Annotated in this window: 23 protein-coding genes; 11 read left to right on the top strand and 12 right to left on the bottom strand. The window is 67.8% G+C overall.

The window, feature by feature from the left end:
- The first annotated feature begins 13 nt into the window (after positions 1-13).
- The 7 genes from trpS (at position 14) to ACOYJQ_RS15370 (ending at position 5,577) form a co-directional block, all read left to right on the top strand.
- Positions 14-1,057 (top strand): tryptophan--tRNA ligase, encoded by a 1,044-nt coding sequence (gene trpS, locus ACOYJQ_RS15400; protein WP_433459644.1) that lies wholly within the window; start codon positions 14-16, stop codon positions 1,055-1,057.
- 127 nt (positions 1,058-1,184) lie between these two features.
- Complete coding sequence (locus ACOYJQ_RS15395) at positions 1,185-1,745, top strand: NifU family protein (RefSeq protein WP_433459643.1); 561 nt, start codon at positions 1,185-1,187, stop codon at positions 1,743-1,745.
- Between the two features lie 152 nt (positions 1,746-1,897).
- Positions 1,898-2,506: a malonic semialdehyde reductase gene (locus ACOYJQ_RS15390; protein ID WP_433459642.1), complete on the top strand. Its 609-nt coding sequence runs from the start codon at positions 1,898-1,900 to the stop codon at positions 2,504-2,506.
- A gap of 286 nt (positions 2,507-2,792) precedes the next feature.
- Complete coding sequence (gene tsaB, locus ACOYJQ_RS15385) at positions 2,793-3,554, top strand: tRNA (adenosine(37)-N6)-threonylcarbamoyltransferase complex dimerization subunit type 1 TsaB (protein ID WP_433459640.1); 762 nt, start codon at positions 2,793-2,795, stop codon at positions 3,552-3,554.
- A 63-nt stretch (positions 3,555-3,617) separates the two neighbouring features.
- Positions 3,618-4,118 carry a ribosomal protein S18-alanine N-acetyltransferase gene (rimI, locus tag ACOYJQ_RS15380; protein WP_433459792.1) on the top strand — a complete coding sequence of 167 codons (501 nt, stop codon included), beginning with the start codon at positions 3,618-3,620 and terminating at the stop codon, positions 4,116-4,118.
- Positions 4,119-4,370: 252 nt separating this feature from the next.
- Positions 4,371-4,745, top strand: coding sequence for a Fur family transcriptional regulator (locus ACOYJQ_RS15375; RefSeq protein ID WP_433459791.1), 375 nt, complete (start codon positions 4,371-4,373; stop codon positions 4,743-4,745).
- Positions 4,746-4,752: 7 nt separating this feature from the next.
- Entirely contained in the window at positions 4,753-5,577 is an 825-nt protein-coding gene (locus ACOYJQ_RS15370; RefSeq protein ID WP_433459638.1) for a lysophospholipid acyltransferase family protein, read from the top strand.
- Between the two features lie 39 nt (positions 5,578-5,616).
- Here the strand turns inward: ACOYJQ_RS15370 and ACOYJQ_RS15365 are convergent, their stop codons facing one another.
- On the bottom strand, positions 5,617-7,854 hold the full coding sequence (locus tag ACOYJQ_RS15365; protein ID WP_433459636.1) for a primosomal protein N': 2,238 nt from the start codon (positions 7,852-7,854) through the stop codon (positions 5,617-5,619).
- A 139-nt stretch (positions 7,855-7,993) separates the two neighbouring features.
- On the opposite strand from ACOYJQ_RS15365, the gene ACOYJQ_RS15360 reads away from it, so the two are divergent.
- The gene (locus ACOYJQ_RS15360) at positions 7,994-8,965 is read left to right on the top strand and encodes a tyrosine recombinase XerC (RefSeq protein ID WP_433459634.1); all 972 of its coding nucleotides are present in this window, start codon (positions 7,994-7,996) and stop codon (positions 8,963-8,965) included.
- A 4-nt stretch (positions 8,966-8,969) separates the two neighbouring features.
- Here ACOYJQ_RS15360 and ACOYJQ_RS15355 read toward each other — a convergent pair whose 3' ends face one another.
- The 8 genes from ACOYJQ_RS15355 to ACOYJQ_RS15320 all read right to left on the bottom strand — a co-directional run bounded on the left by ACOYJQ_RS15355 (position 8,970) and on the right by ACOYJQ_RS15320 (position 16,826).
- A complete protein-coding gene (locus ACOYJQ_RS15355) occupies positions 8,970-9,668 on the bottom strand; it encodes an orotate phosphoribosyltransferase (RefSeq protein WP_433459632.1) in 699 nt (232 codons plus the stop codon).
- Positions 9,669-9,761: 93 nt separating this feature from the next.
- On the bottom strand, positions 9,762-10,364 hold the full coding sequence (locus tag ACOYJQ_RS15350) for a nitroreductase family protein (RefSeq protein WP_433459629.1): 603 nt from the start codon (positions 10,362-10,364) through the stop codon (positions 9,762-9,764).
- A 269-nt stretch (positions 10,365-10,633) separates the two neighbouring features.
- Entirely contained in the window at positions 10,634-11,035 is a 402-nt protein-coding gene (locus ACOYJQ_RS15345) for a F0F1 ATP synthase subunit epsilon (protein WP_433459627.1), read from the bottom strand.
- Positions 11,036-11,111: 76 nt separating this feature from the next.
- A complete protein-coding gene (gene atpD, locus ACOYJQ_RS15340) occupies positions 11,112-12,563 on the bottom strand; it encodes a F0F1 ATP synthase subunit beta (protein WP_433459625.1) in 1,452 nt (483 codons plus the stop codon).
- A gap of 121 nt (positions 12,564-12,684) precedes the next feature.
- Positions 12,685-13,563 carry a F0F1 ATP synthase subunit gamma gene (locus tag ACOYJQ_RS15335; protein WP_433459623.1) on the bottom strand — a complete coding sequence of 293 codons (879 nt, stop codon included), beginning with the start codon at positions 13,561-13,563 and terminating at the stop codon, positions 12,685-12,687.
- 69 nt (positions 13,564-13,632) lie between these two features.
- On the bottom strand, positions 13,633-15,162 hold the full coding sequence (gene atpA / locus ACOYJQ_RS15330; RefSeq protein WP_433459622.1) for a F0F1 ATP synthase subunit alpha: 1,530 nt from the start codon (positions 15,160-15,162) through the stop codon (positions 13,633-13,635).
- Positions 15,162-15,725 carry a F0F1 ATP synthase subunit delta gene (locus ACOYJQ_RS15325; protein ID WP_433459620.1) on the bottom strand — a complete coding sequence of 188 codons (564 nt, stop codon included), beginning with the start codon at positions 15,723-15,725 and terminating at the stop codon, positions 15,162-15,164. Before ACOYJQ_RS15325 ends, atpA begins: the two co-directional genes overlap by 1 nt.
- Positions 15,726-16,058: 333 nt before the next feature.
- Entirely contained in the window at positions 16,059-16,826 is a 768-nt protein-coding gene (locus ACOYJQ_RS15320) for a YggS family pyridoxal phosphate-dependent enzyme (protein WP_433459618.1), read from the bottom strand.
- 215 nt (positions 16,827-17,041) lie between these two features.
- On the opposite strand from ACOYJQ_RS15320, the gene leuS reads away from it, so the two are divergent.
- The 3 genes from leuS to holA are packed head-to-tail and all read left to right on the top strand — an operon-like array spanning position 17,042 to position 21,299.
- Entirely contained in the window at positions 17,042-19,678 is a 2,637-nt protein-coding gene (leuS, locus tag ACOYJQ_RS15315) for a leucine--tRNA ligase (RefSeq protein WP_433459616.1), read from the top strand.
- Positions 19,665-20,255 carry an LPS assembly lipoprotein LptE gene (lptE, locus tag ACOYJQ_RS15310; RefSeq protein WP_433459615.1) on the top strand — a complete coding sequence of 197 codons (591 nt, stop codon included), beginning with the start codon at positions 19,665-19,667 and terminating at the stop codon, positions 20,253-20,255. The genes leuS and lptE overlap by 14 nt, the downstream gene beginning before the upstream one ends.
- Positions 20,256-20,261: 6 nt before the next feature.
- Entirely contained in the window at positions 20,262-21,299 is a 1,038-nt protein-coding gene (gene holA, locus ACOYJQ_RS15305; protein ID WP_433459614.1) for a DNA polymerase III subunit delta, read from the top strand.
- A gap of 117 nt (positions 21,300-21,416) precedes the next feature.
- Here the strand turns inward: holA and ACOYJQ_RS15300 are convergent, their stop codons facing one another.
- The 3 genes from ACOYJQ_RS15300 to ACOYJQ_RS15290 all read right to left on the bottom strand — a co-directional run bounded on the left by ACOYJQ_RS15300 (position 21,417) and on the right by ACOYJQ_RS15290 (position 24,524).
- Complete coding sequence (locus tag ACOYJQ_RS15300; protein WP_433459613.1) at positions 21,417-22,568, bottom strand: CobW family GTP-binding protein; 1,152 nt, start codon at positions 22,566-22,568, stop codon at positions 21,417-21,419.
- Between the two features lie 108 nt (positions 22,569-22,676).
- Positions 22,677-23,951: a D-alanyl-D-alanine carboxypeptidase family protein gene (locus ACOYJQ_RS15295; RefSeq protein ID WP_433459611.1), complete on the bottom strand. Its 1,275-nt coding sequence runs from the start codon at positions 23,949-23,951 to the stop codon at positions 22,677-22,679.
- Between the two features lie 192 nt (positions 23,952-24,143).
- A complete protein-coding gene (locus tag ACOYJQ_RS15290; RefSeq protein WP_433459609.1) occupies positions 24,144-24,524 on the bottom strand; it encodes a BolA family protein in 381 nt (126 codons plus the stop codon).
- Positions 24,525-24,592: the final 68 nt, after the last annotated feature.

The raw sequence follows: 24,592 nt of genomic DNA, 5'->3' as shown, positions 1-24,592 counted from the left end.
ATGGGACGTCGTCATGTCCGTCTTGAAGAAACGTGTATTTTCCGGCGTGCAGCCCACCGGCAACCTGCATCTGGGCAATTATCTCGGCGCGGTATCGCGTTTCGTCGCGTTGCAGGAGCAGTTTGACTGCATCTATTGCGTCGTCGACATGCACGCCATCACCGTCGCGCAGGAGCCGGAGGCGCTGACGCGCCAGATCCGCGAGGTGACGGCCGCCTTCATCGCGAGCGGCGTCGATCCGAAGGCGCATGTCGTCTTCAACCAGAGCCAGGTTTCCGAACATGCGGAACTGGCGTGGATCTGCAACTGCATCGCGCGCATCGGCTGGATGAACCGCATGACGCAGTTCAAGGAAAAAGCCGGCAAGGACCGCGAGAACGTCTCGCTCGGCCTTTACGCCTATCCCGCGCTGATGGCGGCGGACATCCTGGTCTACCGCGCCGACGCGGTGCCCGTGGGCGAGGACCAGAAGCAGCATGTGGAACTCACGCGCGACATCGCCCAGAAGTTCAACAACGATTACGCGGAATCCATCGCCCGCCACGGCTTCGGCGAAACGTTCTTCCCGCTGCCGGAGCCGCTCATCCAGGGCACCTCGACGCGGGTGATGAGCCTGCGCGACGGCACCAAGAAGATGTCGAAATCCGACCCTTCCGACTATTCGCGCATCAACCTCAAGGATGACGCCGACGCCATCGCGCAGAAGATCCGCAAGGCCAAGACCGACCCCGAGCCGCTGCCGGAAACGGTGGAGGAACTCGCGGGGCGTCCCGAGGCCGAGAATCTCGTCGGCATTTTCGCAACGCTCGCCGGGCAGACGCGCGAGGACGTGCTGCGCACCTTCGCCGGCGGCCAGTTCTCCGCCTTCAAGACCGCGCTGGTCGACGTGGCCGTCGAAAAGCTCGCGCCGATCGGTGCGGAGATGCAGCGGCTGTCCGCCGATCCCGGCTACATCGATTCGGTGCTGGCCGACGGCAGCCGGCGCGCGCGCGCCATCGCCCGCGAGACGATGAACGCCGTCAAGGACATCGTCGGTTTCGTGCGCGAGCGCGCATGAGGCGCATGCGCACGCCATCCGGCCATTGAAACGGAGAGCGAAAACCGCCAGATTGGAACCGTTCGCCGCATCGTTGCGGCGCGCGCGGATCACCGCCGCCCTTGAACCGGTCAGGTGAGGAGAAAACATGTTCATCCAGACGGAAGCCACCCCCAACCCGGCGACGCTCAAGTTCCTGCCGGGCCGCGACGTTTCGCCCGACGCGCCGATCGAGATCCGCTCCGACATCGAGGCCACGCGCTCGCCGCTCGCGCAGCGGCTGTTCGACATCGACGGCGTGTCCGGCGTGTTCTTCGGCAGCGATTTCGTGGCCGTGACCAAGAATACCGGTGAGTGGCCGCACCTCAAGCCCGCCATTCTGGGCGCGATCATGGAACATTTCCTCTCGGGCGAGCCGCTGATCGCCGAGGGAAACGGCGCACGCTTCGACGACGAGGAAGAGTTCTTCGACGACGCCGACATCGATACCGTGGAAACCATCAAGGACCTGATCGAGACCCGCGTGCGCCCGGCCGTGGCCGGCGACGGCGGCGACATCACCTTCCGCGGCTACCGCGACGGCGTCGTCTTCCTCGCCATGAAGGGCGCATGCTCGGGCTGCCCGTCGTCCACCGCCACCCTGCGCCACGGCATCGAGAACCTGCTGCGCCACTTCCTGCCCGATGTGCAGGAGGTGCGCGCCGTCTGAACGGCAGGCCGCCGGTTCTTCCGGCGCTTGCATGCGTGCAAGCGAAGCTTGCACGCCCGTTGTGCGCTTGCGCATGACACGATGTTGCGTCGCGACATACCATAGCCGGCACTTTCCCCGTATCGTTTTTCGATGCAATACCGGAGATGGATATGACGACAGACAACGCTCCCGGCCGTCCGATCGACGCCGCCGCTCTCGAACAATTGTTCCTCGCCGCGCGCACGCACAATGCCTGGCGGGACATTCCGGTGCCCGACGACCTGCTGCGCCAGGCCGCGGAAATCTCCAAATGGGGACCGACGAGCGCCAACGCCTCGCCGGCGCGCTTCGTCTTCGTGCGCTCGCCCGAAGCCAAGGCAAAGCTCGCGCCGCTGCTGAGCGAAGGCAACCGCGCCAAGTCCCTCGCCGCGCCGGCCACCGTCATCGTCGGCTACGACACGGAATTTCCCGACAAGCTGCCCAAGCTCTTCCCCCACGCGGACGCGCGCGCGTGGTTCGCCGGCAATCCGGCGCTCATCGAGGAAACCGGCCTGCGCAACTCCTCGCTGCAAGGCGCTTACTTCATCCTCGCGGCGCGCGCGCTCGGTCTCGATACCGGGGCGATGTCGGGCTTCGACAAGGCGGGCGTCGACGCCGCCTTCTTCCCCGACGGCAAGATCAAGACCAATTTCCTGATCAACGTCGGTTACGGCGATCCGGCCGGCCTGTTCGACCGCCTGCCGCGCCTCGACTTCGACGAATACGCGCGCATCGACTGACACCCGCGCCTGCGGTCTTCCCCCGAAGCGCCTCGCCGGCCCGACCCCATCCTGACGAACACCGCATCGGATCGGGTTCAGGGCCGCCATCCCCGCTTATCGGCGCGCCCCGCATCGGCAGGGGGTGACATCGCCGTCGCTTCGTATCATAGATGTCAGCGGATATCGGACGATACGGCAAAGCGCGGCGCCTCCCGAACGCGGAAACGGCGCGGCGCGGATTTGCCGGCGCATCGACCCGCAGGGCGCACGCCTCGCGGGCCGGTGCCAGAGGCGGGGGAGCGGGTTGCGCATATTGGCCATCGACACGGCGCTCGGCGCTTGCGCCGCCTGCGTGATCGATACGCGGGCGGCGCCTGAGGACGGCGGCGCGGATACCTTCTCCCGCGACGTTCTGGCGACGGAAACGCTGCTGCTCGCGCGCGGTCATGCGGAAGCGCTGCTGCCGCTGATCGAGCGCGTCGTGGCGCGTTCGGCTTCCCCGGAAAAAGAATCGACGCAAGGCGGATCGGCGCAGGACGGATTCGCCGCGCTCGACCGGGTGGCCGTCACCATCGGGCCGGGCAGCTTCACCGGGCTGCGCGTCGGCATCTCCGCCGCGCGCGCCATCGGGCTTGCCGCCGGCGTGCCGGTGGTCGGCGTCTCGACGCTGGCGGCCTTTCTCGCGCCGCAGGTGCTGGCGGCCGATTCGCGCCGCCCCCTGCTCGCCGCCGCCATCGACGCCCGCCACGGCGCCATCTATTTTCAGGCCAGCGCGCCCGGCGGGCGCGTCGTCGTGAGCGCCCGCCACATCGGCCTGCGGGACGCCGCGCGTCTGCTCGGCACCGGCGCGGTGACGATCGCCGGGCCGGCGGCGGAGCTGCTGGCGGCGGAGGCAAGGGCCGTCGGCCTCGATACGAAAATCGCCGATTCGGCCCCGGCGCCGGATATCCGCTGGGTGGCGCGACTCGGGCTCGCCGCCGACGCGGACACCGCCCTGCCGCAACCGCTCTACCTGCGCGGCGCCGACGCCAGGCCGCAGGACAAGGCAAGGCTTCCCCGCCAGTGACGCCATCCCGCGGCCGCCGCTTCCAGACACCCTTCCCGACGATCCGATTGTGACGTGACTGTCATGCTCCGCGACCTGTTCACCTTTCATCGCCCGCCGCCGCGCATCGCCCCGCTGACCGGCGATCACGCCGAGGCAGCGGCGGCCATTCACGCGGCAAGTTTCGCGCGGGCGTGGGAGGCGACCGAGCTTGAGCGCATGCTCGCCGGCAAGGCCCATGTGGCGGACGGCGCCTTCGCCGGCGGCACCTCGGAGAGGCAGGCCCCGCTCATCGGTTTCCTCCTGTCGCGAATCGTCATCGACGAGGCCGAAATCCTCACCGTCGCGGTCGCGCCCGACGCGCGCGGGACGGGTGCGGGACGGCTGCTTCTCACGCATCATCTCGACAGGTTGCAGCGTTTCGGCGTGCGCGCCGTCTTCCTGGAGGTGGAAGAAGGCAACGCGCCCGCTCTCGCGCTTTACCGCCGGGCCGGCTTCACCGAAATCGGCCGCCGCCCCGGCTATTACCCCGCCCCCGACGGCAGCCGCGCCGCCGCGCTCACGATGCGGGCGCAGTTGGACTAGGACGGCGTTTCCTGTAAGCTTCGCGTGCCGGGAAATCCTGCTCCCGCATGGCCTTGCGGCGACGGCCCGCGCCCGACGACGATAGTGTGGAGAATTGCGATGCCCCCCCTTCCCAAACGAGCCTCCGGCGGGAAACAGCAGGCGGGGAACGCCGTGAGCGGGCGCGAAAGCGTCGGCGGAAATGCGGGCAAGGCCGCGCGCCCGGGCGAGAAGAACGTCATCGAGCGCCTGTGCAGCGCCAACGGCCTGCGCATGACCGGGCAGCGGCGCGTCATCGCCCGCGTCATCGCGGAGGCCGACGACCATCCCGACGTGGTGGAGCTGCACCGGCGCGCCATGCGCGTCGACGAGAACATCTCGCTGTCGACCGTCTACCGCACCGTCAAGCTGTTCGAGGATCAGGGCATCATCGAGCGTCACCGCTTCGGCGACGGGCGCGCCCGCTACGAAAGCGCGCCCACCCGCCACCACGACCACCTCATCGACATGAACACGGGCGCGGTGATCGAATTCCACTCGGACGAGATCGAGGCCCTGCAAGCGGAAATCGCCCGCAAGCTCGGCTATCGGCTGGTGCATCACCGGCTGGAGCTCTACGCCCTGCCGCTCGACGACAAATCGAAATAGACGCATCATGAGCAACCTGCGCTTCTGGAGCCGCGTCGCGGTGCTCGTGCCCGTCACCCTGATCGGCATTCCGCTGCAATGGGCGGCGCTGCGCCTGGGCGCGCCGGGCCGACGCGCCATTCCGCTGGCCTATCACCGCATCGTCTGCGCGACGCTCGGCGTCCGGCGCATCGTCCATGGCGAGCCGCCGCGCGGACCGGCGGCGCTCATCCTGTCGAATCACGTTTCATGGCTCGATATCTGCGTGCTGTCGGCGCTCACGCCGCTGTCGTTCATCGCCAAGGCGGAAGTCGGCACCTGGCCCGTGGTGAGCCTGCTGGCGCGGCTGCAACGCACCGTCTTCATCGACCGCACCCGCCGCGCCGACACCGCCCGCGCCAATGGCGCGGTGGCGCGCCGCCTGCGGGAGGGCGACCGCATCGTGCTGTTCGCCGAAGGCACCACCGGCGACGGCACACGCGTGCTGCCGTTCCGCTCGGCGCTCGTCGGCGCGGCGCGGGAGGCGCTGACGGCGGACGGGGCCGGCGACGTGGTGCTGCAACCGCTCGCCATCACCTACGTGCGCCGCGACGGCCTGCCGCTGCAACGCGGCGACCGGCCCGCCATCGCTTGGCACGGCGACATGGAGCTTGCGCCCCATCTCAAGGGCATCCTCGCCGGCGGCCCCATCGACGTGCAACTGACATGGGGCACGCCCATCCCCTTCGACGCCGGCACCGACCGCAAGCGGGCGACCCGCCGGGCGGAAGAGGAAGTGCGCGCGAAAGTGCGCGAGGCGCTCGCCGGCGGCGGCCGGATCGGGCCTTCACCGCAGCGCGATACGGGCGTATGATCCTTTCATGATCGATCCGCCGGATCACGCGGTCGAAACCTACATGAAACTATACGGGTCCACATCCACCGCCACACGCAGCCGGGCGGCGTGTTTTGGCGCGCGCGCCAGCCAGTCGCGCAGCCACGCTTGCAGGTCGAACGCCCGCCCCGCGCGCACCAGCAGCCGGAAACGATGGCGGCCGCGAATCATGGCGAGCGGCGCCTCGGCGGGCCCGAGCACCGCCACGCCGGCCGGCGGCTGCGCCGCCCGCGCCAGCGCGCGGGCGTGGTTTTCCGCCTCCGCCCGGTCGGGGCCGGAAACGACGATCCCGGCAAGACGGCCGAACGGCGGCAGGCCCGCCTCCTCGCGCACGGCGATCTCCTCGGCGTAAAAGCGCTTTCCGTCGCCGGAAAGGATGGCGCGCAGCACGGGATGGTCCGGCTGCATGGTCTGGATAAGCGCCCGGCCGGGCCGCTCGCCGCGCCCGGCGCGGCCCGTCACCTGCTGCATGAGCTGAAAGGTGCGCTCGGAAGCGCGCGGATCGCCGTTCGCCAGCCCGACATCCGCATCGATGACGCCGACCAGCGTCAGGCCGGGGAAGTTGTGGCCCTTGGCCACGAGCTGCGTGCCGATCACGATATCCACCGCGCCCTCGGCCACCTCCTGCAATTCCGCGCGGATGCGCTCCGCCCCGCCGGGCGAATCGCTGGACAGCACGATGGCGCGCTTGCCCGGAAACACCTCCGCCACCTCCTCCGCCAGACGCTCCACGCCGGGGCCGCAGGCGGCCAGCGTATCGGCCTCGCCGCAGGCGGGGCACACATCCGGGCGCCGCTCCGTATGGCCGCAATGATGACAGACGAGCGCGCGCCGGAAGCGATGTTCCACAAGCCACGCGGAGCATTGCGGGCACTGGAAGCGATGGCCGCAATGCCGGCACAGCGTAAGCGGCGCGTAGCCGCGCCGGTTCAGAAACAGCAACGCCTGCTCCCCCGCCTCCAGCGTTTCGTTGACGGCGGCGACGAGCGGCGGCGATATCCAGCGCCCCCGCTCCGCCGGGTGGCGGCGCAGGTCGATGGCGCTGATTTCCGGCAGCATCCGCCCGCCGAAGCGCTCCGGCAGCACGAGATGCCGATAGCGGCCTCTGTCGGCGTTCACCTTGCTCTCGATGGAGGGCGTCGCGGAAGCGAGCACCGCCGCCGCCGCCTCGAAGCGCCCGCGCACCACGGCCATGTCGCGCGCATGATAGGTGACGCCATCATCCTGCTTGTAGGCCGCCTCGTGCTCCTCATCCACCACGATCAGCGCCAGATCGCGGAACGGCATGAACAGCGCCGAGCGTGCGCCGGCGACGACGCGCACCGTGCCGTCCGCCGCGCCGGCGTGAATGCGCGCCCGCTTGCGCCCCGTGACACCCGAGTGCCACTCCGCCGGCCGGACGCCGAAACGCGATTCGAAGCGCGTCAGAAACTGGGAAGTGAGCGCGATTTCGGGCATCATGATCAGCGCCTGCCGCCCCAGGCGCAGCGCCTCGGCCACCGCCTCGAAATAGACCTCCGTCTTGCCGGAGCCGGTGACGCCCTCAAGCAGCGTCACCGAAAACGCGCCCTCCCGCACCGTATCGCACAGCGCCTGCGCCACCGAGTGCTGGGCATCGGACAACGCCGCGCGGGCGAAATCGGGATCGGGCGGCAGCACCACCGGCAGCGGCGGCAACGGCACCGCCTCCAGCGCCCCCTCATCCACGAGGCCGTCGATCACGCTCGTCGAGACGCCGGCCTCGTGCGCCAGATCGCGCCGGATGAAAGTATGGCCGTCGCGGATCGTCGCCAGCACCCGCGCGCGCGCCGGCGTCATGCGCCGCGGTGGCGCGCCCGCGAGGCGCACGCCGATGCGCGGCGGCTCCAGCATGCGGGCATGGTCTTCGCCGCCGTCGGGCACGCGCAGCGCGAGCTTCATGGCCAGGCCGCGCGGCGCAAGCGTGTACCACGCGATCCAGTCGAGAAAGGCGCGCAACCGCTCGCCGTAAGGCGGCACGTCGATACGCCCGATGACGTGCCGCAATCGTCCATGGGCTTCCTCGCCCATCGTCCGGCCCATCGCCTCGCCCCGCACCGCCCAGACGACGCCGACGGATTCGCGCTTGCCCAGCGGCACGCGCACCACATCGCCGGCGGCAAGCGCCATGCCTTCCGGCACCGCATAGGAATAGGCGCGGTCGAGCGCCACCGGCAGCAGAACATCCACGATCTGCGGGCCGTCTGAAGCCGGCGCGGGCGGGACGGGATGATTCATGACGGAGAAATGCGCTCGCGAAAACGGAACAGGGGCATGAACCGTAAAGGGATACGCGATTCCGTGTCCGCACGGAACAGCGCGCGACGGCGGCAGCCGCGTTTACGGCCGATTAGCGCCGCAATCCTATCATGGGCGCATGAGCAACCGCACGATGAACGACGCCGCGCCCTTTCTCATGTCGCCGGAGATCCGGGATGCCTTCGCCGACTGGCTGCGGCATCTCGGCTCGGAGCGCCGGCTGTCGCCCAAAACCCTGACCGCCTACGGACGCGACGCGCGCCAGTTCCTCGCCTTTCTCGCCACCCGCCGCGACGGCCCGCCGGCGCTCGCCGATCTGCGCGACCTGACGCCGGCGGACCTGCGCGCGTTCCTGTCCGAGCGCCGGCAGCAGGAAGCGGGCAACCGCACCCTGATGCGCCAGCTCGCCGGGCTGCGCTCCTTCGCGCGTTTTCTGGAGCGCACCGGGCGTGGCGAGGCTGCCGCCTTCACCACCGTGCGCGGGCCGCGCATCTCCCGCACGCTGCCGAAGCCCCTGCCCGTCGATGCGGCGCGGACCGTCACCGACGCGGAAGCCCGCGCCGGCGAGGAAAAACCGCAATGGGTGCTGGTGCGCGATGCCGCGGTGTTGTCGCTGCTCTACGGCTGCGGGCTGCGCGTCAGCGAGGCCCTCTCCATCGCGCGCAAGGACGCCCCCGTCGGCGGGCGCGACGACGTCACCGTCATCGGCAAGGGCAACAAGATGCGCACCGTGCCCGTGCTGCCGCAGGTGAGCCAGGCCGTCAGCGACTATCTCGCCCTCTGCCCCTACCCCCTCGCGCCGGACGAGCCGATGTTCCGGGGCGCGAAGGGCGGCCCCCTGTCGCCGCGCATCGTGCAATTCGCCATGCAGACGCTGCGCGGCGCGCTCGGCCTGCCGGAAAACGCCACGCCGCATGCCCTGCGCCATTCCTTCGCCACGCATCTGCTCGGCCGTGGCGGCGACCTGCGCGCCATTCAGGAACTGCTCGGCCACGCCTCGCTATCCACGACGCAGGGTTACACGAAGGTCGACGCCGCCCGCCTGATGGCGGCCTACGACGCCGCCCATCCGCGCGCGCAGAGGTCCTGATCAATCAGCTCTGGAAGGAGGACACGCCGCCATGCGCGGCGGACCACTCCGCCGGACGATGGAGAAAGCCCTCGACCTCGGCCAGAATGCCGGGATCGAAATGGCCGCTTTCCTTCGCCGCCGCCAGCACATCCCACCATGTCGTGAGATAATGCAGCTTGATGTTGAGCTTCTCCATTACCTCCCGGCTGTGCGGAAAGATGTCGTAGAAGAACAGCACGAAGCAATGGTCGACCTGCGCGCCGGCCGTGCGCAGCGCCTCGGCGAAGTTCACCTTGCTGCGACCGTCCGTCGCCAGATCCTCGACGAGCAACGTGCGCGCCCCGACATGCACCTCGCCCTCGATCTGCGCATTGCGGCCGAAGCCCTTCGGCTTCTTGCGGACATACTGCATCGGCAGTTCGAAGCGATCGGCGATCCAGGCCGCGAACGGAATGCCCGCCGTCTCGCCGCCGGCGATGATGTCGATCGATTCGTAGCCGATTTCGCGCACGATGGTGGACGTGGCGAAATCCACCAGCGACGAACGCAGGCGCGGAAAGGAGATGATCTTGCGGCAGTCGATGTAGACCGGGCTTGCCCAGCCGGACGTGAAGATATACGGCGTCTCGGCGTTGAAATGCACCGCCTTGATTTCAAGCAGCATCCGCGCGGCCTGGCGCGCGATGAGTTCGCGTTCGACGGGGGGCGGCAGAGTGGTCATGAAAGTCTCCTGAGCGGCTGAATTGGCTGCGAGCCTTCAACCACGCTGCGCCCCTTTCGGCAAGACCGTTTTACGACCGGCAACGGCGCGCCTTCACTGCGCCTGCCAGAACGTCACCTTCTCCGCCGGATCAGGACGGGGACGGTCCTGCAATTTCTCGCGCTCCGTGCCGATATGAATGAAGCCGGCGATCTTTTCTCCGGCTGCAAGGCCGAGGATGCGCTTCGCCGCCTCGTCATAGGCCGCCCAACCGGTCAGCCAGACGCCGCCGAAGCCGGCGAGCGCCGATGCCGTGAGAAGATTCATGCAGACGGCGCCGGCGGACAGAACCTGTTCCCACTCCGGCTTCTTCGCCTGCGGATCGGCGCAACTGACGACGACGATCGCTACCGGCGCGGCGGCGAAATGAGCGACGATCTTGGCCGCCTGCTTGTCGCGCCGGTCTGGATCTTCATCCGGGTTCTGCGATACATAGGCTTCAGCCAGACGCTCGCCCGCCACGCTCTTGGCCTTGCCTTCCAGCACGATGAGCCGCCAGGGTTCGAGCCTGCCGTGATCGGGAACCCGCAGCGCGATCGCGATAAGGCGTCGCAGGAGATCGGCGTCGGGGCCTGGCGCGCCCAGTTCGAGCACCGCCGCCGAGCGTCGCCGCTCCAGCCGCCTCAACCGCCTGTCGATCCGCGCCTCATCCGACACCGCTTGTCTCCCCCGTCTGTGAGGGAATCACCATAACGAACGACGAGAAAGAGTAAATAGCTGATCTTTCTTTAGAATTGGAGGATACCCAGTCAATGCCCAATAAAGAAGGCGGCTTGCGCCGCCTTCCTCATCGCTTTTATTCACCGCAACCTACAGCGACTTCAAGCACAGAAGCGCCCTGAATCGCTGCTTCGCCCTGTCCATTTTCGAACATCAAACCGGGAAAACAATACCCGTTTTTCGGTTTGAGGCGGTAAACGGCCGGATCACCGGGTCGCGGCGGCGCGCAGGTCCCGCAGTTGCACAAGCCTGTCGGATGCAGCCTGCTTATCCTCAAAGGTTTTGGCGTCGCGCAGATCTTCCTCGGCATCGCGAATATCGCTGTCGACGGAAACCGCGTCGATGTCCTCGACCGGAATGGCGTACTCAGCCAGCACGGTCAGGCCGGACGGATTGACGTCCAGGAAGCCGCCGCGCACGAAAAGACGGCGCAGGCTCTGGCTCGCATCGCGAATCTGGACGACACCGGGCTTGAGCACCGCCATCAGCGGTGCGTGGGCCGCGAGCACCGTCATCTCGCCGTCGACGGACGGCACCGTGGCGCTTTCAGCCTCGCCCGCGAACAACAATTTCTCAGGCGAGACCAGCTCGACATGAAAGGTGGCCATGACGGTACTCCCGACCTCTGTTCAGCATGCGGGGCGAAACCGGCCCCGCCCGTTCATCGCTCACACGCCGCCGGCATCACGCGGCTTCGGTGGAGAGCTTCTGCGCTTTCTCGACGGCCTGCTCGATGGTGCCGACCATGTAGAACGCCGCTTCCGGCAGGTGGTCGTACTTGCCTTCGACGAGACCCTTGAAGCCCTTGATGGTGTCTTCAAGGCTCACCAGGGTGCCCGGCGAGCCGGTGAACACTTCCGCGACGTGGAAGGGCTGCGACAGGAAGCGCTCGATCTTGCGGGCGCGGGCCACCGTCAGCTTGTCATCTTCCGAAAGCTCGTCCATGCCGAGAATGGCGATGATGTCCTGCAAAGCCTTGTAGCGCTGCAACACCTGCTGCACCGAACGCGCGACATTGTAGTGCTCCTCGCCGACGACGAGCGGCGACAGGATGCGCGAGGTGGAGTCGAGCGGGTCGACCGCCGGATAGATGCCCTTTTCCGCGATGGCGCGCGACAGCACCGTCGTCGCGTCGAGATGGGCGAAGGAGGTGGCCGGCGCGGGATCGGTCAGGTCGTCGGCGGGCACGTAGATGGCCTGCACCGAGGTGATCGAGCCCTTGGTCGTCGTGGTGATGCGCTCCTGCAACGCGCCCATGTCGGTGGCGAGCGTCGGCTGGTAGCCCACGGCGGAGGGGATGCGGCCGAGAAGGGCCGACACTTCCGAACCCGCCTGCGTGAAGCGGAAGATGTTGTCCACGAAGAACAGCACGTCCTGGCCCTGGTCGCGGAAGTGCTCGGCGACGGTCAGACCCGTCAGCGCCACGCGCGCGCGCGCGCCCGGAGGCTCGTTCATCTGGCCATAGACCAGCGCGCACTTGGAGCCGGCGGCCGAGCCGTTGTTCTCCTTCGGGTCGACGTTCACCTTCGATTCGATCATCTCGTAGTAAAGGTCGTTACCCTCGCGGGTGCGCTCGCCGACGCCGGCGAAAACGGAGAAGCCGCCGTGCGCCTTCGCGATGTTGTTGATCAGTTCCTGAATGAGCACAGTCTTGCCGACGCCGGCGCCGCCGAACAGGCCGACCTTGCCGCCGCGCGAGTAAGGCGCGAGCAGGTCGACGACCTTGATGCCGGTGACGAGGATCTGGGCTTCCGTCGACTGCTCGGCATAGCTCGGCGCCGACTGATGGATGGCGCGGAAATCATCGGCCTGGACCGGGCCGGCTTCATCCACCGGCTCGCCGATCACGTTCATGATGCGCCCCAGCGTGCCCGCGCCGACAGGCACGCGGATCGGCGCACCGGTGTCCGTGACCTCCTGGCCACGCACCAGACCTTCCGACGTGTCCATCGCAATGGTGCGCACGGTGTTTTCGCCGAGCTGCTGCGCAACCTCGAGCACCAGCCGCTGGCCGCGGTTCGTGGTCTCCAGCGCGTTCAGGATCTCCGGCAACTGCCCGTCGAACTGCACGTCGACAACAGCACCGATCACCTGCGTGATGCGGCCGGTATTCTTAGCCGGGGAAACATTCGTCATGGTGCAGCTCCGTCCGAGCCCGTCCGGGCCTCTCATTCGTCCAAACATCCGGCGCAAGCCGACCTCGGCCTGGCCCTTCCTGTTGCATTTGGCGCCGCAGCGCCTCCTCCCGCGCGCCGCGTCAGATCGCCTCGGCGCCCGAAATAATCTCGATCAGTTCCTTCGTGATCATCGCCTGACGCGACCGGTTATAGATCAGCGTCTGCTTCTTGATCATTTCGCCGGCGTTGCGCGTGGCGTTATCCATCGCCGACATGCGCGCGCCCTGCTCGGAAGCCGCATTCTCCAGCAGCGCCCGGAAAATCTGCACCGACACGTTGCGCGGCAGCAGCGTCTCGAGGATTTCTTCCTCGTTCGGCTCATAGGAGTAAACCGCGTCCGCGGCGCCGTCATCGACACGCTCCGGCAGTTGCGCCGGAATGATCTGCTGTGCCGTCGGGATCTGCGAGATCACCGAGCGGAACTCCGAGTAGAACAGCGTCGCCACATCGAACTCGCCGGCATCGAACGCCGCGATCAGCTTCTTGCCGAGCCGGTCTGCGACATCGAAGGTCAACGTCTTGACGTCGCGCAGATCCACCGTCTCGATGATGTAGTCGGCGTACTGCCGGCGCAGGGCCTCGAAGCCCTTCTTGCCGACCGTGATGATCTTCACCTTCTTGCCCTGCGCGAGCAGCGTCTGGATACGCTCGCGGGCAAGACGGACGATCGACGAATTGAAGCCGCCGCACAGGCCGCGCTCGGCGGTGGCGATGATCAGCAGATGCGTATCGTCCTTGCCCGTGCCGGCGATCAGCCGGGGCGCGCCCTCACCAGGCCCGATCCCCTGCGCCAGATTGGCGAGGACGCGATCGATGCGCTGGGCGAAGGGACGCGCGGCTTCCGCCGCGAGCTGGGCGCGGCGAAGCTTCGCCGCAGCCACCATCTGCATGGCCTTGGTGATCTTCTGCGTCGCCTTCACGGAGGCGATGCGGTTGCGCAGATCCTTCAAGCTCGGCATGGTTGACGCCTATCTCCTCGCCGGGGACGCGACAGCGTCACGCCCCTTCCCGATCCATATCCGATCCGATCAGTTGAACGACCGGATGAACTCCTCGACCGCAGCCTTCAGCTTGGCGGCCGTCTCGTTCGACAGGTCCTTCGTCACGCGGATATCCTCGAGAATATCGGCATGGCTGGCACGAACGAAGGTCAGCAGCCCTTCCTCGAACGCGCGAACCTTCGCGACCGGAATGACGTCGAGATAGCCGTTGACGCCGGCGTAGATCACGACCACCTGCTCCTCGCTCTTCAGCGGCGAGAACTGCGCCTGCTTCAGCAGCTCCGTCAGGCGCGCGCCGCGGTTCAGCAGGCGCTGGGTCGACGCATCGAGATCCGAACCGAACTGGGCGAAGGCGGCCATCTCGCGATACTGCGCCAGTTCGCCCTTGATCTTGCCCGCGACCTTCTTCATCGCCTTCGTCTGGGCGGAGGAGCCCACGCGCGAGACCGAGAGGCCGACGTTCACCGCCGGGCGCACGCCCTGATAGAACAGATCCGTCTCAAGGAAGATCTGGCCGTCGGTGATCGAGATCACGTTGGTCGGGATGTAGGCCGACACGTCGTTGGCCTGCGTCTCGATGATCGGCAGCGCCGTCAGCGAACCGAGGCCGTTTTCCTCGTTGAGCTTCGCGGCGCGCTCCAGCAGGCGGGAGTGCAGGTAGAACACGTCGCCGGGATAGGCTTCGCGTCCGGGCGGACGACGCAGCAGCAGCGACATCTGGCGGTAGGCGACGGCCTGCTTCGACAGATCGTCATAGACGATCACGGCATGGAGGCCGTTGTCGCGGAAATACTCGCCGATGGCGGCACCGGCGAACGGCGCGATGTATTGCAGCGGCGCCGGATCGGAAGCGGTCGCGGCGACGACGATCGAGTACTCGAGCGCGCCCTGCTCCTCAAGCACCTTCACGAACTGGGCGACCGTGGAGCGCTTCTGACCGACCGCGACATAGACGCAGTAGAGCTTCGCCTTCTCGTCGTCGCCCTGGTTGATCGGCTTCTGGTTGAGGATCGTGTCGAGCGCAATGGCGGTCTTGCCGGTCTGGCGATCGCCGATGATCAGCTCGCGCTGGCCGCGGCCGATCGGGATGAGCGCGTCGATGGCCTTGAGGCCCGTCGCCATCGGCTCGTGCACCGACTTGCGCGGAATGATGCCCGGCGCCTTGACGTCGACCTGGCGGCGCTCGGTCGCCTCGATCGGCCCCTTGCCGTCGATGGGATTGCCCAGACCGTCCACGACGCGGCCCAGCAGGGCGCGGCCCACCGGCACGTCGACGATGGTCTTGGTGCGCTTGACCGTCTCGCCTTCCGAGATGTCGCGGTCGCTGCCGAACACGACGACACCGACGTTGTCGCTTTCGAGGTTGAGCGCCATGCCGCGCACACCCGACTCGAATTCCACCAGCTCGCCGGCCTGAACCTGATCGAGACCGTAGACGCGGGCAATGCCGTCGCCCACCGAGAGAACCTGGCCGACCTCGGTTACTTCGGCTTCCTGGCCGAAGTTCTTGATCTGCTCCTTGAGAATTGCGGAAATTTCCGCGGCGCGGATGCTCATCAGCCGACCTCTTTCAACGCGAGACGGATAGAATTAAGTTTGTAGCGCAGGCTCGCGTCGACCATGCGACTGCCGAGCTTGACAACGAGTCCGCCGATGATGGCGGGATCGACCTTGACGTCGAGAACGATCTCGCCGCCTTTCGCGACGCCCTTGAGCGCCGTCCTGATTTCCTCGAGAACCTTGTCGGAAGGCTGCTCCGCCAGCGTCACCTCGGCGCGCACGACGCCCCGGCTCTCCGCCACCAGCGCCCGGTAGGACCTGATGATCTCACTGACCAGGAACAGGCGGCGCTTGGCCGCGACAAGCCTGACGAACTTGCCCGCGAGGCCGCCGATGCCGGCCTTGTCGAGCACGGCGGCGATGGCGGCAAGCTGCTGCTCCGCCGTGAACACCGGCGCGCGCACGAGCCGGGCGAGGTCCGCGCTCTCGGCGACCAGCGCCTCGAACCGGGCGAGATCCGCGCCGACGGCATCGATGCTCTTCTCTTCTGCCGCGAGTTCGAAGAGCGCGGTGGCATAGCGTCCCGCGACGCCGGAAACGATCGATCCGCCTTGTGGCACGGGCCTTTCTCCGGGGCTGTTGAGCAGGTGGCGCGAGAAACCATATCCGGCAAACCGCACCAAACGCCCGCTGCAAAACTCTGTGGTGAGAACGGAAAACGCGGTCCGCATTCCCGTCTGTTGGCGTGCCGTAACATAGGCTCGGGCGCTGCGCAACCCGGCATCTCGCGATCGGGCATTCACGTTGCACCAACGCCACGCCCGCGGTGGATCTCCGCGCCGCGCGCCCTGCTTTAGAGGCTTTCGACATTTTGCTGAAACGCGGAAAGCCTCCGGTTTTTTATTTTGAGCGCGTTCTTGAGCGCGTTCTTGCCGATTTAATCGGAAAACGCCTTAAGCCGGGTAAGCACGCGCGCCGAAGATGGCGCTGCCGACACGGACATGCGTCGCGCCGAGCATCACGGCCTGCTCGTAATCGGCGCTCATGCCCATCGACAAATTATCGACGTCGTTTCGTTTCGCGATCTTGCGCAGCAGTGCGAAATACGCGGACGGAGGCTCGCCGGCGGGCGGAATGCACATCAGCCCGGCGATCGCGAGGCCCTGCTCCTCCCGGCATGCGCGGATGAAGGCGTCGGCGTCCTGCGGCGCCACGCCCGCCTTTTGCGGCTCCTCGCCGGTATTGACCTGCACGAACAGCGCCGGCATGCGCTCCGCCCCGACGCGCGCCTGCTCGCGCGCCAGTTCCCGCGCCAGCGACGGCCGGTCGAGGGAGTGGATGGCGTCGAACAGCGCCACGGCCTCGCGCGCCTTGTTGGTTTGCAGCGGCCCGATGAGGTGCAGGCGCACGCCGGGAAAATCCGCCTTCAACGCCGGCCATTTCGCCTTCGCCTCCTGGACGCGGTTCTCGCCGAAATCCCGGTGACCTGCCTCCAGCACCGGCCGAATCGCATCGGCCTCGAACGTCTTCGACACCGCGACAAGGGTGACTTCCGCCGGATCGCGGCCCTCTTCGCGGGCGCTGCGGTCGATGGCCGCGCGGATGGCGGCAAGACGCGCACGCGCGTCGTCTCCGTCTCCAGGAAGACGCGCAATCGCATCGTCTTCATTCTCGGAAAGACCCGCCCGCGCGTCGTTTCCGTTTTCGGATATCGGCATCATGTCCAGTTCCGCCCCGTCGTCTTGTCGGATTGCACCGGCCGGTCCATCATGGCGGCCGAGAGCACGTTGACGGCCCGCCCCTTTCCGTGCCCTAGTCCCCGGCGATGCGCGGCGCCCGGCTGTCCGGGACGGCCGCCGCGCGTCGTCGCCCGCTTTCCGGCCGGCATCGATGTGCGCCAGCGGATTCCAGATAGCAAGACCAAGATTGCAGACTCATGAGTGCGGACCCCAGCAACACGGAACGATACAACCCCAAGGACGTCGAGCCCCGGTGGCGCGACGCGTGGGAGGCGCGGCGGCTCTTCCGGACGCCGAACGATGATTCGCGCCCGCCCTACTACGTGCTCGAGATGTTTCCGTATCCCTCCGGCCGCATCCACATGGGCCACGTGCGCAACTACGCCATGGGCGACGTGGTGGCGCGCTTCAAGCGCGCCAAGGGCTTCAACGTGCTTCATCCCATGGGCTGGGACGCCTTCGGCATGCCGGCCGAAAACGCCGCCATGGAGCACAAGGTCCATCCCGCGCAATGGACCTACGCCAACATCGCCGCCATGCGCAAACAGCTTCAGTCGATGGGCCTGTCGCTCGACTGGAGCCGCGAGTTCGCCACTTGCGACCCCACGTATTACCGGCACCAGCAGAAGCTGTTCCTCGATTTCCTCAAGGCCGGCCTCGTCGACCGCAAGACGTCCAAGGTCAACTGGGACCCGGTCGACCATACGGTGCTCGCCAACGAGCAGGTCATCGACGGACGCGGCTGGCGCTCGGGCGCGCTCGTCGAGACCCGCGAGCTGACGCAATGGTTCCTGAAGATCACCGATTTCGCGCAGGAACTCGACGACGCTCTCGACACGCTCGACCGCTGGCCGGAAAAGGTGCGCACCATGCAGCGCAACTGGATCGGCCGCTCCGAGGGCCTGCTGGTGCGATTCGCGCTCGATGCGGCGCGCGCGCCGGAGGGCTTTGACGAGGTCGAGGTCTACACGACGCGCCCCGACACGCTGTTCGGCGCGAAGTTCCTCGCCATATCCGCCGATCATCCGCTGGCGAAGCATCTGGCGGCGGACAACGGCGCGCTCAGGGATTTCATCGACGAGTGCCACCGCACCGGCACCGCCGCCGAGGTGCTGGAAAAGGCCGAAAAGAAGGGCTTCGATACCGGCCTCGCCGTGCTGCATCCCTTCGATCCCGCGTGGAAGCTGCCGGTCTACGTCGCCAATTTCGTGCTCATGGACTACGGCACCGGCGCGGTGTTCGGCTGCCCGGCGCACGATCAGCGCGACCTCGATTTCGCCAATGCCTACGGGCTCGGCAACACGCCCGTCGTCTGCCCGCCCGGCACCGATCCGGCGACGTTCGCCGTCACCGACACCGCCTTCACGGATGACGGCGTGCTGATCAACTCGCGTTTCCTCGACGGGCTTTCCATCGCCGCGGCGAAGGAGGAAGTCGCGAGCCGCCTCGAAGGGCAGGAGCGCCGCGGCCGGCCGGTGGCGGCGCGCAAGGTGAACTTCCGCCTGCGCGATTGGGGCATCTCGCGCCAGCGCTACTGGGGCTGCCCGATCCCGATCATCCATTGCGAGACCTGCGGCCCGGTGCCGGTGCCCGACGAGGATCTGCCCGTCAAGCTGCCCGAGGACGTGAGCTTCGACGTGCCGGGCAACCCGCTCGACCGTCATGACGCCTGGAAGCGGGTGCCCTGCCCGAAATGCGGCGGCGCGGCCCGGCGCGAGACGGACACGATGGACACGTTCGTCGATTCGTCATGGTACTTCGCCCGCTTCACCGACCCGAAGAACGAGGCCGCGCCGACCGATCCGGCCACCGCCGACCACTGGCTGCCGGTCGACCAGTACATCGGCGGCATCGAGCACGCGATTCTGCATCTGCTCTATTCGCGCTTCTTCGCGCGGGCGATGTCGAAGACCGGCCACATGAACGTGCAGGAGCCGTTCGCCGGCCTGTTCACTCAGGGCATGGTGGTGCACGAGACCTACCGCGACGCCGGCAAGGCATGGATCGAGCCCGCCCGGGTGCGTTTCGAGACCGCCGACGACGACACGCGCCGCGCGTTCCATATCACGACCGGCGAGCCGATCGAGATCGGCTCGATCGAGAAGATGTCGAAGTCGAAGAAGAACGTCATCGACCCGGACGAGATCATCGGCACTTTCGGCGCGGATACGGCGCGCTGGTTCATGCTGTCCGATTCGCCGCCCGAGCGCGACTTCATCTGGTCGGAGGAAGGCGTTCAGGGCGCGCATCGCTTCGTGCAGCGCCTGTGGCGTCTCGTGCAGGAGGCGGCCCACCTCTCCGCCGGCGAGGGCGTGGAAGACGATGCGGCGGTGCTGGCGCTGCGCCGGGCCGCCCACCGCGCCGTCATCGGCGTGGAGGACAACATCGAGCGGCTGCGGTTCAACCGCGCCGTGGCGCAGATCTACGAACTCGCCAACGCGCTTCAGGACGCGCTGGTGCCCGCGCGCGCCAACGGGGCGAGCGCGGCGCTGGTGGCCGCCGCGCGGGAGGCGGCGACGTTCCTCACGCAGATATCGGCGCCGATGATGCCGCATCTCGCGGAGGAATGCTGGGCGGCGCTCGGGCAACCGGGCCTCGCGGCGCAAGCTCTCTGGCCCGTCGCCGACCGTGCATTGACGGTGGAGGATGTGATATCCTTGCCGGTGCAGGTCAACGGCAAGAAACGCGCCGATATCGAGGTGGCGCGCGATGCCGATCAGGCCACCATCGAGGCAGCCGTTCTCGCTCTCGAAGCCGTGCAGAAGGCGACCGGGGGACGTGCGGTCCGCAAGGTCATCATCGTCCCGCAGAGGATCATCAATGTCGTCGTCTGACACGTTCCGCCGCCCGCCGCTCCGCCGCCTGCTCCGCCCGGCGGTCCGGGTCGGCGCGGCGGTGCTCGCGGCCGCCCTGCTCGGCGGCTGCTTCCGTCCGCTGCATGGCGTGTCCGTCGGCGGCCATGCCGTACAGGATCATCTCGCGTCCATCGAGGTCGCGACAATCAACCCGGACAACCGCAGCCACACCCGGCTGGCCTATTACACCCAGAGCGAGCTGACCTACCGCCTGACCGGCGGCGCGCCGGACGACGGCGCGGCGAAGCGCTTCCGGCTGGAGACGTCCGTCACCGAATCGGTCTCTTCCACCATCGTCAACACCTCGACGGGCAACGCGGAAGCGGCGTTGCTGACCGGCACGGCCGAGTTCAGGCTGCTGCCGGCGGCGGGCGGCGAGCCCGTTTTCGCCGGCAAGGCGGTGGCTTCCTCCGCCTACGACCGCACGCCCCAGCGCTTCGCCTCGTTGCGCGCCGCCCGCGATGCGCAGATCCGGGTGGCCAAGGCGCTGGCGGAGCAGATCCATACGCGCGTCGCCGCCAGGTTCGCGTCGGGCGCCGTCACGGCCGGGCGATAGGGGCCGATGGTCGCGGTCAAGGCGGGCGACGTCGAGCGGGTGCTGGCGAAGCCCGATCCGAAGGCGGTGGTGTTTCTCGTCTACGGGCCGGACACCGGCCTCGTATCCGAGCGCGCCCGGCGGCTCGCCGAATCGGTCGTGGACGACCCGTCCGATCCGTTTCAGATGGTGCGTCTCGAAGGCGACGACGTGGCCGCCGATCCGCTGCGGCTCGCCGACGAGGCCAACACGATCGGGCTTTTCGGCGGTCGGCGCGCCATCCGCGTCAGCGCATCGTCGCGCAATCTCGCGCCGGCGCTCGCGCCGCTTTTCGCCGCCCCGCCGCAGGACGCCGTGGTGGTGGTGGAGGCCGGCGACCTGCCGCGCTCCTCGCCGTTGCGCACGGCCTGCGAGCGGTCGGCATCGGCGCTCGCCATTCCCTGCTATGCGGACGGCACGCGCGACATCGCCGCGCTGGTCGACGCCACCCTGCGCGATCATGGCCTCGCCATCGGGCCGGATGCGCGCGGCGCGCTCGTTGCGCTGCTCGGCGGCGATCGGGTGGCGAGCCGGTCGGAAATCGAGAAACTCGCCCTTTACGCGCGCGGCCAAAGCGAGGTCACGCTGGCGGACGTGCATGCCGTCGTCGGCGACGTGTCGGCGCTCGCCGTCGACGCGGTGGTGGACGCGGTTTTCGGCGGCGATCAGGCGGCGCTCGATGTCGCCTTCATGCGGTTGATGCGCGAGGGTTTCGACGCCGGCGTGCTGCTCGGCTTCGTGCTGCGACATGCGCTGACGCTGCTGCCGGCGCGCCTCGCCATCGAGAACGGCGACAGCGCCCCGGCCGCGCAGGTGGAAGGCATGCGCAGCCTGCATTTCAGGCGCAAGGCCGCCGTGGAGCGGCAATTGCGCCTGTGGCCCCACGCCCATCTCGTCCGCGTCGCCCGCGACCTCGGCACGGCGATCGCCGCGACGCGCCGCAACGCGACGCTGGCCGAAGCGCTGGCGCAAAAAGCGCTGTGGCCCATCGCCGCCGCCGCCCGGCGCGCGGCGACGCGCGCCTAAAGCGTTTTCAAGCAAAGCGGATACCGCTTTGCGTGGAGAAAACGCGTCAAGTCAATAAGATAGAGCAGTTTGCGTTCAAATCGATCAATCGGCTTGAACGCAGAAAGCCGCTTGCTGTCAGCGCAGCGCCAAGGGATTGCTCGTGAGCGCGGCGGCATCCGGCGCATCGACCATCGCCTCGCCGGTGAACGCGCCCCACAGACGGCGCACGAACGATTCGTCGAGATCGCGCAGGATGAACACGAGCCGCGTGGTGTGATCGGCATCCGGCCATGCGGGCAATGTCACCGGCGCGTGGAAAAGATGCTGGACGCCCTGCACGACGACAGGACGGGCGGGATCGTCGGCAAGCCGCACGATTCCCTTCACGCGCAGAAGCTGCGGCCCGTGCGCCGCGCGCAGCAGATCCAGAAACGCCTCGAAGCGCCCGCGCCCGATCGGGGTCGCGCTCCTGAGGCAAAAGGCGCGAATGCGCGCGTCGTGACGGTTCACATCATGATCATGGTGATGATGATGATCGTGGTCGTCATGATGATCGTGATGATGGTGCGCTTGTTCGGAAAAAGCTTCGGCGTTGAGCCATTGGCGCACGTCGGGAATCTTGCCTTCCGCGTCGTACAGCCCGGCATCCAGCAGGCGCGCGGCCGTCGCCTCGCCCTTCGCGGCATCGAGAACGGGAGCCGCCGGGTTGAGGCGGCGCAGGCGCGCCAGCAATTCCGGCTCCGCGGCGCGGATATCGGTCTTGGTGAGCACCAGCCGGTCGGCGACAGCCACCTGTTTCACCGCCTCCTCGTGCGCGTCGAGCGTTTCCGCGCCGTTGACGGCATCCACCGCCGTCACGACGCCGTCGAGCGCGAAACGCAGGCTGAGATAGGGGTGGTAGATGATCGTGTGCAGGATCGGCGCCGGATCGGCCAGGCCCGTCGTTTCGATGACGACGCGCCGGAAGGGCGCGATGCGGCCGTTGTCGCGCCGGCGCAGCAGATCTTCCAGCGTGGCGATCAGATCGCCGCGAATCGAGCAGCACAGGCAGCCGGACGACAGCAGCAGGAGCCCTTCGTCGGCGGTTTCGACCAGCAGATGATCGATGCCGATCTCACCGAACTCGTTGACGACGACGACCGTATCCGCCAGCGCCGGATCGCGCAGCAGCCGGTTGAGCAGGGATGTTTTTCCCGCCCCGAGAAAACCGGTCAGCACCGTGAGCGGCAACGGCGCGGGAGCGCCCGCAGGACGGCCCGCCCCTGACGCAAGCGATGAAACTGTCATGACTTTTCAAAATCCCGATGAAACATTATTGCATCGGATCATACATCAGAATGCCGCGTCGGGAAGAGCGTAAACCGCTCTTCCCTCACGCCATCGGCGGCGGGGAGATCATGGCCGCGGCGGCGGCAAGGGCATCGCCGCGGCGCGCGCCGGCTGCGCCTTGCCCTGCTTGATGGCGCCCTGAAGCGCGATGGGCGCGGCGCCCGGCGCGACCGCCGCAGCGGCCTCCGTCGCGGCGAAAGCCTGCACCGACGCCGGTGCGGCCGGCGCCGCCTGCTGCACGGCGGGCTTCGATCCGGGTGCCGGCCCGATAAAGACGGGAATCGGCTCGATGGCGGCGCGTTTGATCAGCGTGCCTGGCTTCTCGCCCTCCATGCGCGTGCCCGAGCGCCGCGTCGCGCCGGTCAGGAAGCCGATCGCCGAATCATCGCCCGCCACGCCGGCATGAACCGGCGCGTTGTCGTCGTCCGCGAGATTGTTCCGGTTCTTGCCGCAAACCTCCTCGCGCAGATCCGGCGCGAAGGCGACGGCGCCCGGCGGAATATCCTCGACTTGCCGCGAACCCGAGCGCGGCCCCGCGAAACCGCGGTCGAACAGCTCGGCCGCGCGGATGGTGCGCGCGGTGGCCGTGCGCTCGCCGAGCAGCACGACGATCAACTGGCGGCCGCCCTGCCGCGCCGTCGCGACGACATTGAAGCCGGACGAGCAGATGAAGCCCGTCTTCATGCCGTCGGCGCCGGGATATCGGCCGATCAGGCCATTGGTGTTCTGATAGGTTTTCTTGCCGAGCTGCACGCCGCCGATGCCGAAATAGGGGCGGAACTGCGGAAAATCGCTCAGGATGGCGCGGGCGAGCAGCCCGAGATCGCGCGCGGTGACACGCTGGCGCGAATCGGGCAGGCCGTGGGGATTGACGAAATAGCTGCCGTGCATGCCAAGCCGCCCGGCCTCCGCGTTCATCGCCGCGGCGAAGGCCGCCTCGCCGCCGGCGACCGCTTCCGCCAGCACGACGGCAAGGTCGTTGGCGGACTTCACCAGCATCATCTTGAGCGCGTTGTCGACGGTCAGCACCGTGCCGGGTTTGAAGCCCATCTTCGACGGCGGCGTCCTGGCGGCCGTCGCGGACACCTTGATCGGCGTATCGAGCGAAAGGCGGCCGTCCCGCACTTCCTTCAACACCAGATAAGCCGTCATCAGCTTGGTGACAGAAGCCGGATACCACGGATCGCCAGCCTGCTCCTCATAAAGCACCCGCCCGCTCGCCGCATCCAGAAGCAGGGCCGGCCCGGCGAGAGCCCCGCCCGCCGACAGCGCCGGCAGACAGGAAAGACACGCCAGCATTCCCGCGCCCATCAGACGTTTCCGCAGCCCGGCTACCGTCATTCGCATCATCCCGCTTCCCGACCGTCTGTTCCGGCTCATCCCCGCCCCGTCGCGCGCCACTTTAGCGCCTGCACGGCGCGCGCGCCACCCGCGACGCGGCATGCCCGGCGATCACTTTACCGGCAATGCGGCATGCGGATGACGACCGGCGACACATGCGCCGAAAAGCGCCCTCAGCGACGGTTTGTCGCATCACGGCGCGCGTTTTCCGGCCTCCTCCGGCGTCAACGCCGTCAGGGCGAGCGCATGCAGGCCCGCCGTGAACTCGGGCGCCAGCAGGGCGTTGATCCGCCGGTGACGCTCGACGCGGCCGAGAGACTCGAACGCCTTCGAGACGACAATCACCTCATAATGCGTCTCGCCGCCCTCGCGCCATCCGCCGTGTCCGACATGCCTGTGCGATTCGTCGCGCACCGTGAGCGTTTCGGGGGCGAGCGCATCGCTCAACAGCCGGCGGATACGCTCCGCCCGCCCTCCGGCGGCCGGCCGGCCGGATGCCGTCGCCCCCGATATTTCCGTTGTTGGTGTTTCCGCAATTGGTGTTTCCGCCGTTGAAGTCTGCGTCGTCGGCATGGCTGCCACCCCCTGTCGTTTTTCGCGCGGCCGTTTATCCTCGATGCGGTATTGTCGTCTTTCATCGG

The sequence above is a fragment of the Pseudochelatococcus sp. genome, assembly GCF_050946405.1.
In the GTDB taxonomy this organism is placed as follows: Bacteria; Pseudomonadota; Alphaproteobacteria; order Rhizobiales; family Beijerinckiaceae; genus Pseudochelatococcus.
The sequence above is the reverse complement of the archived record's forward strand: the minus strand, read 5'-3'. Positions and strand labels throughout refer to the sequence as shown.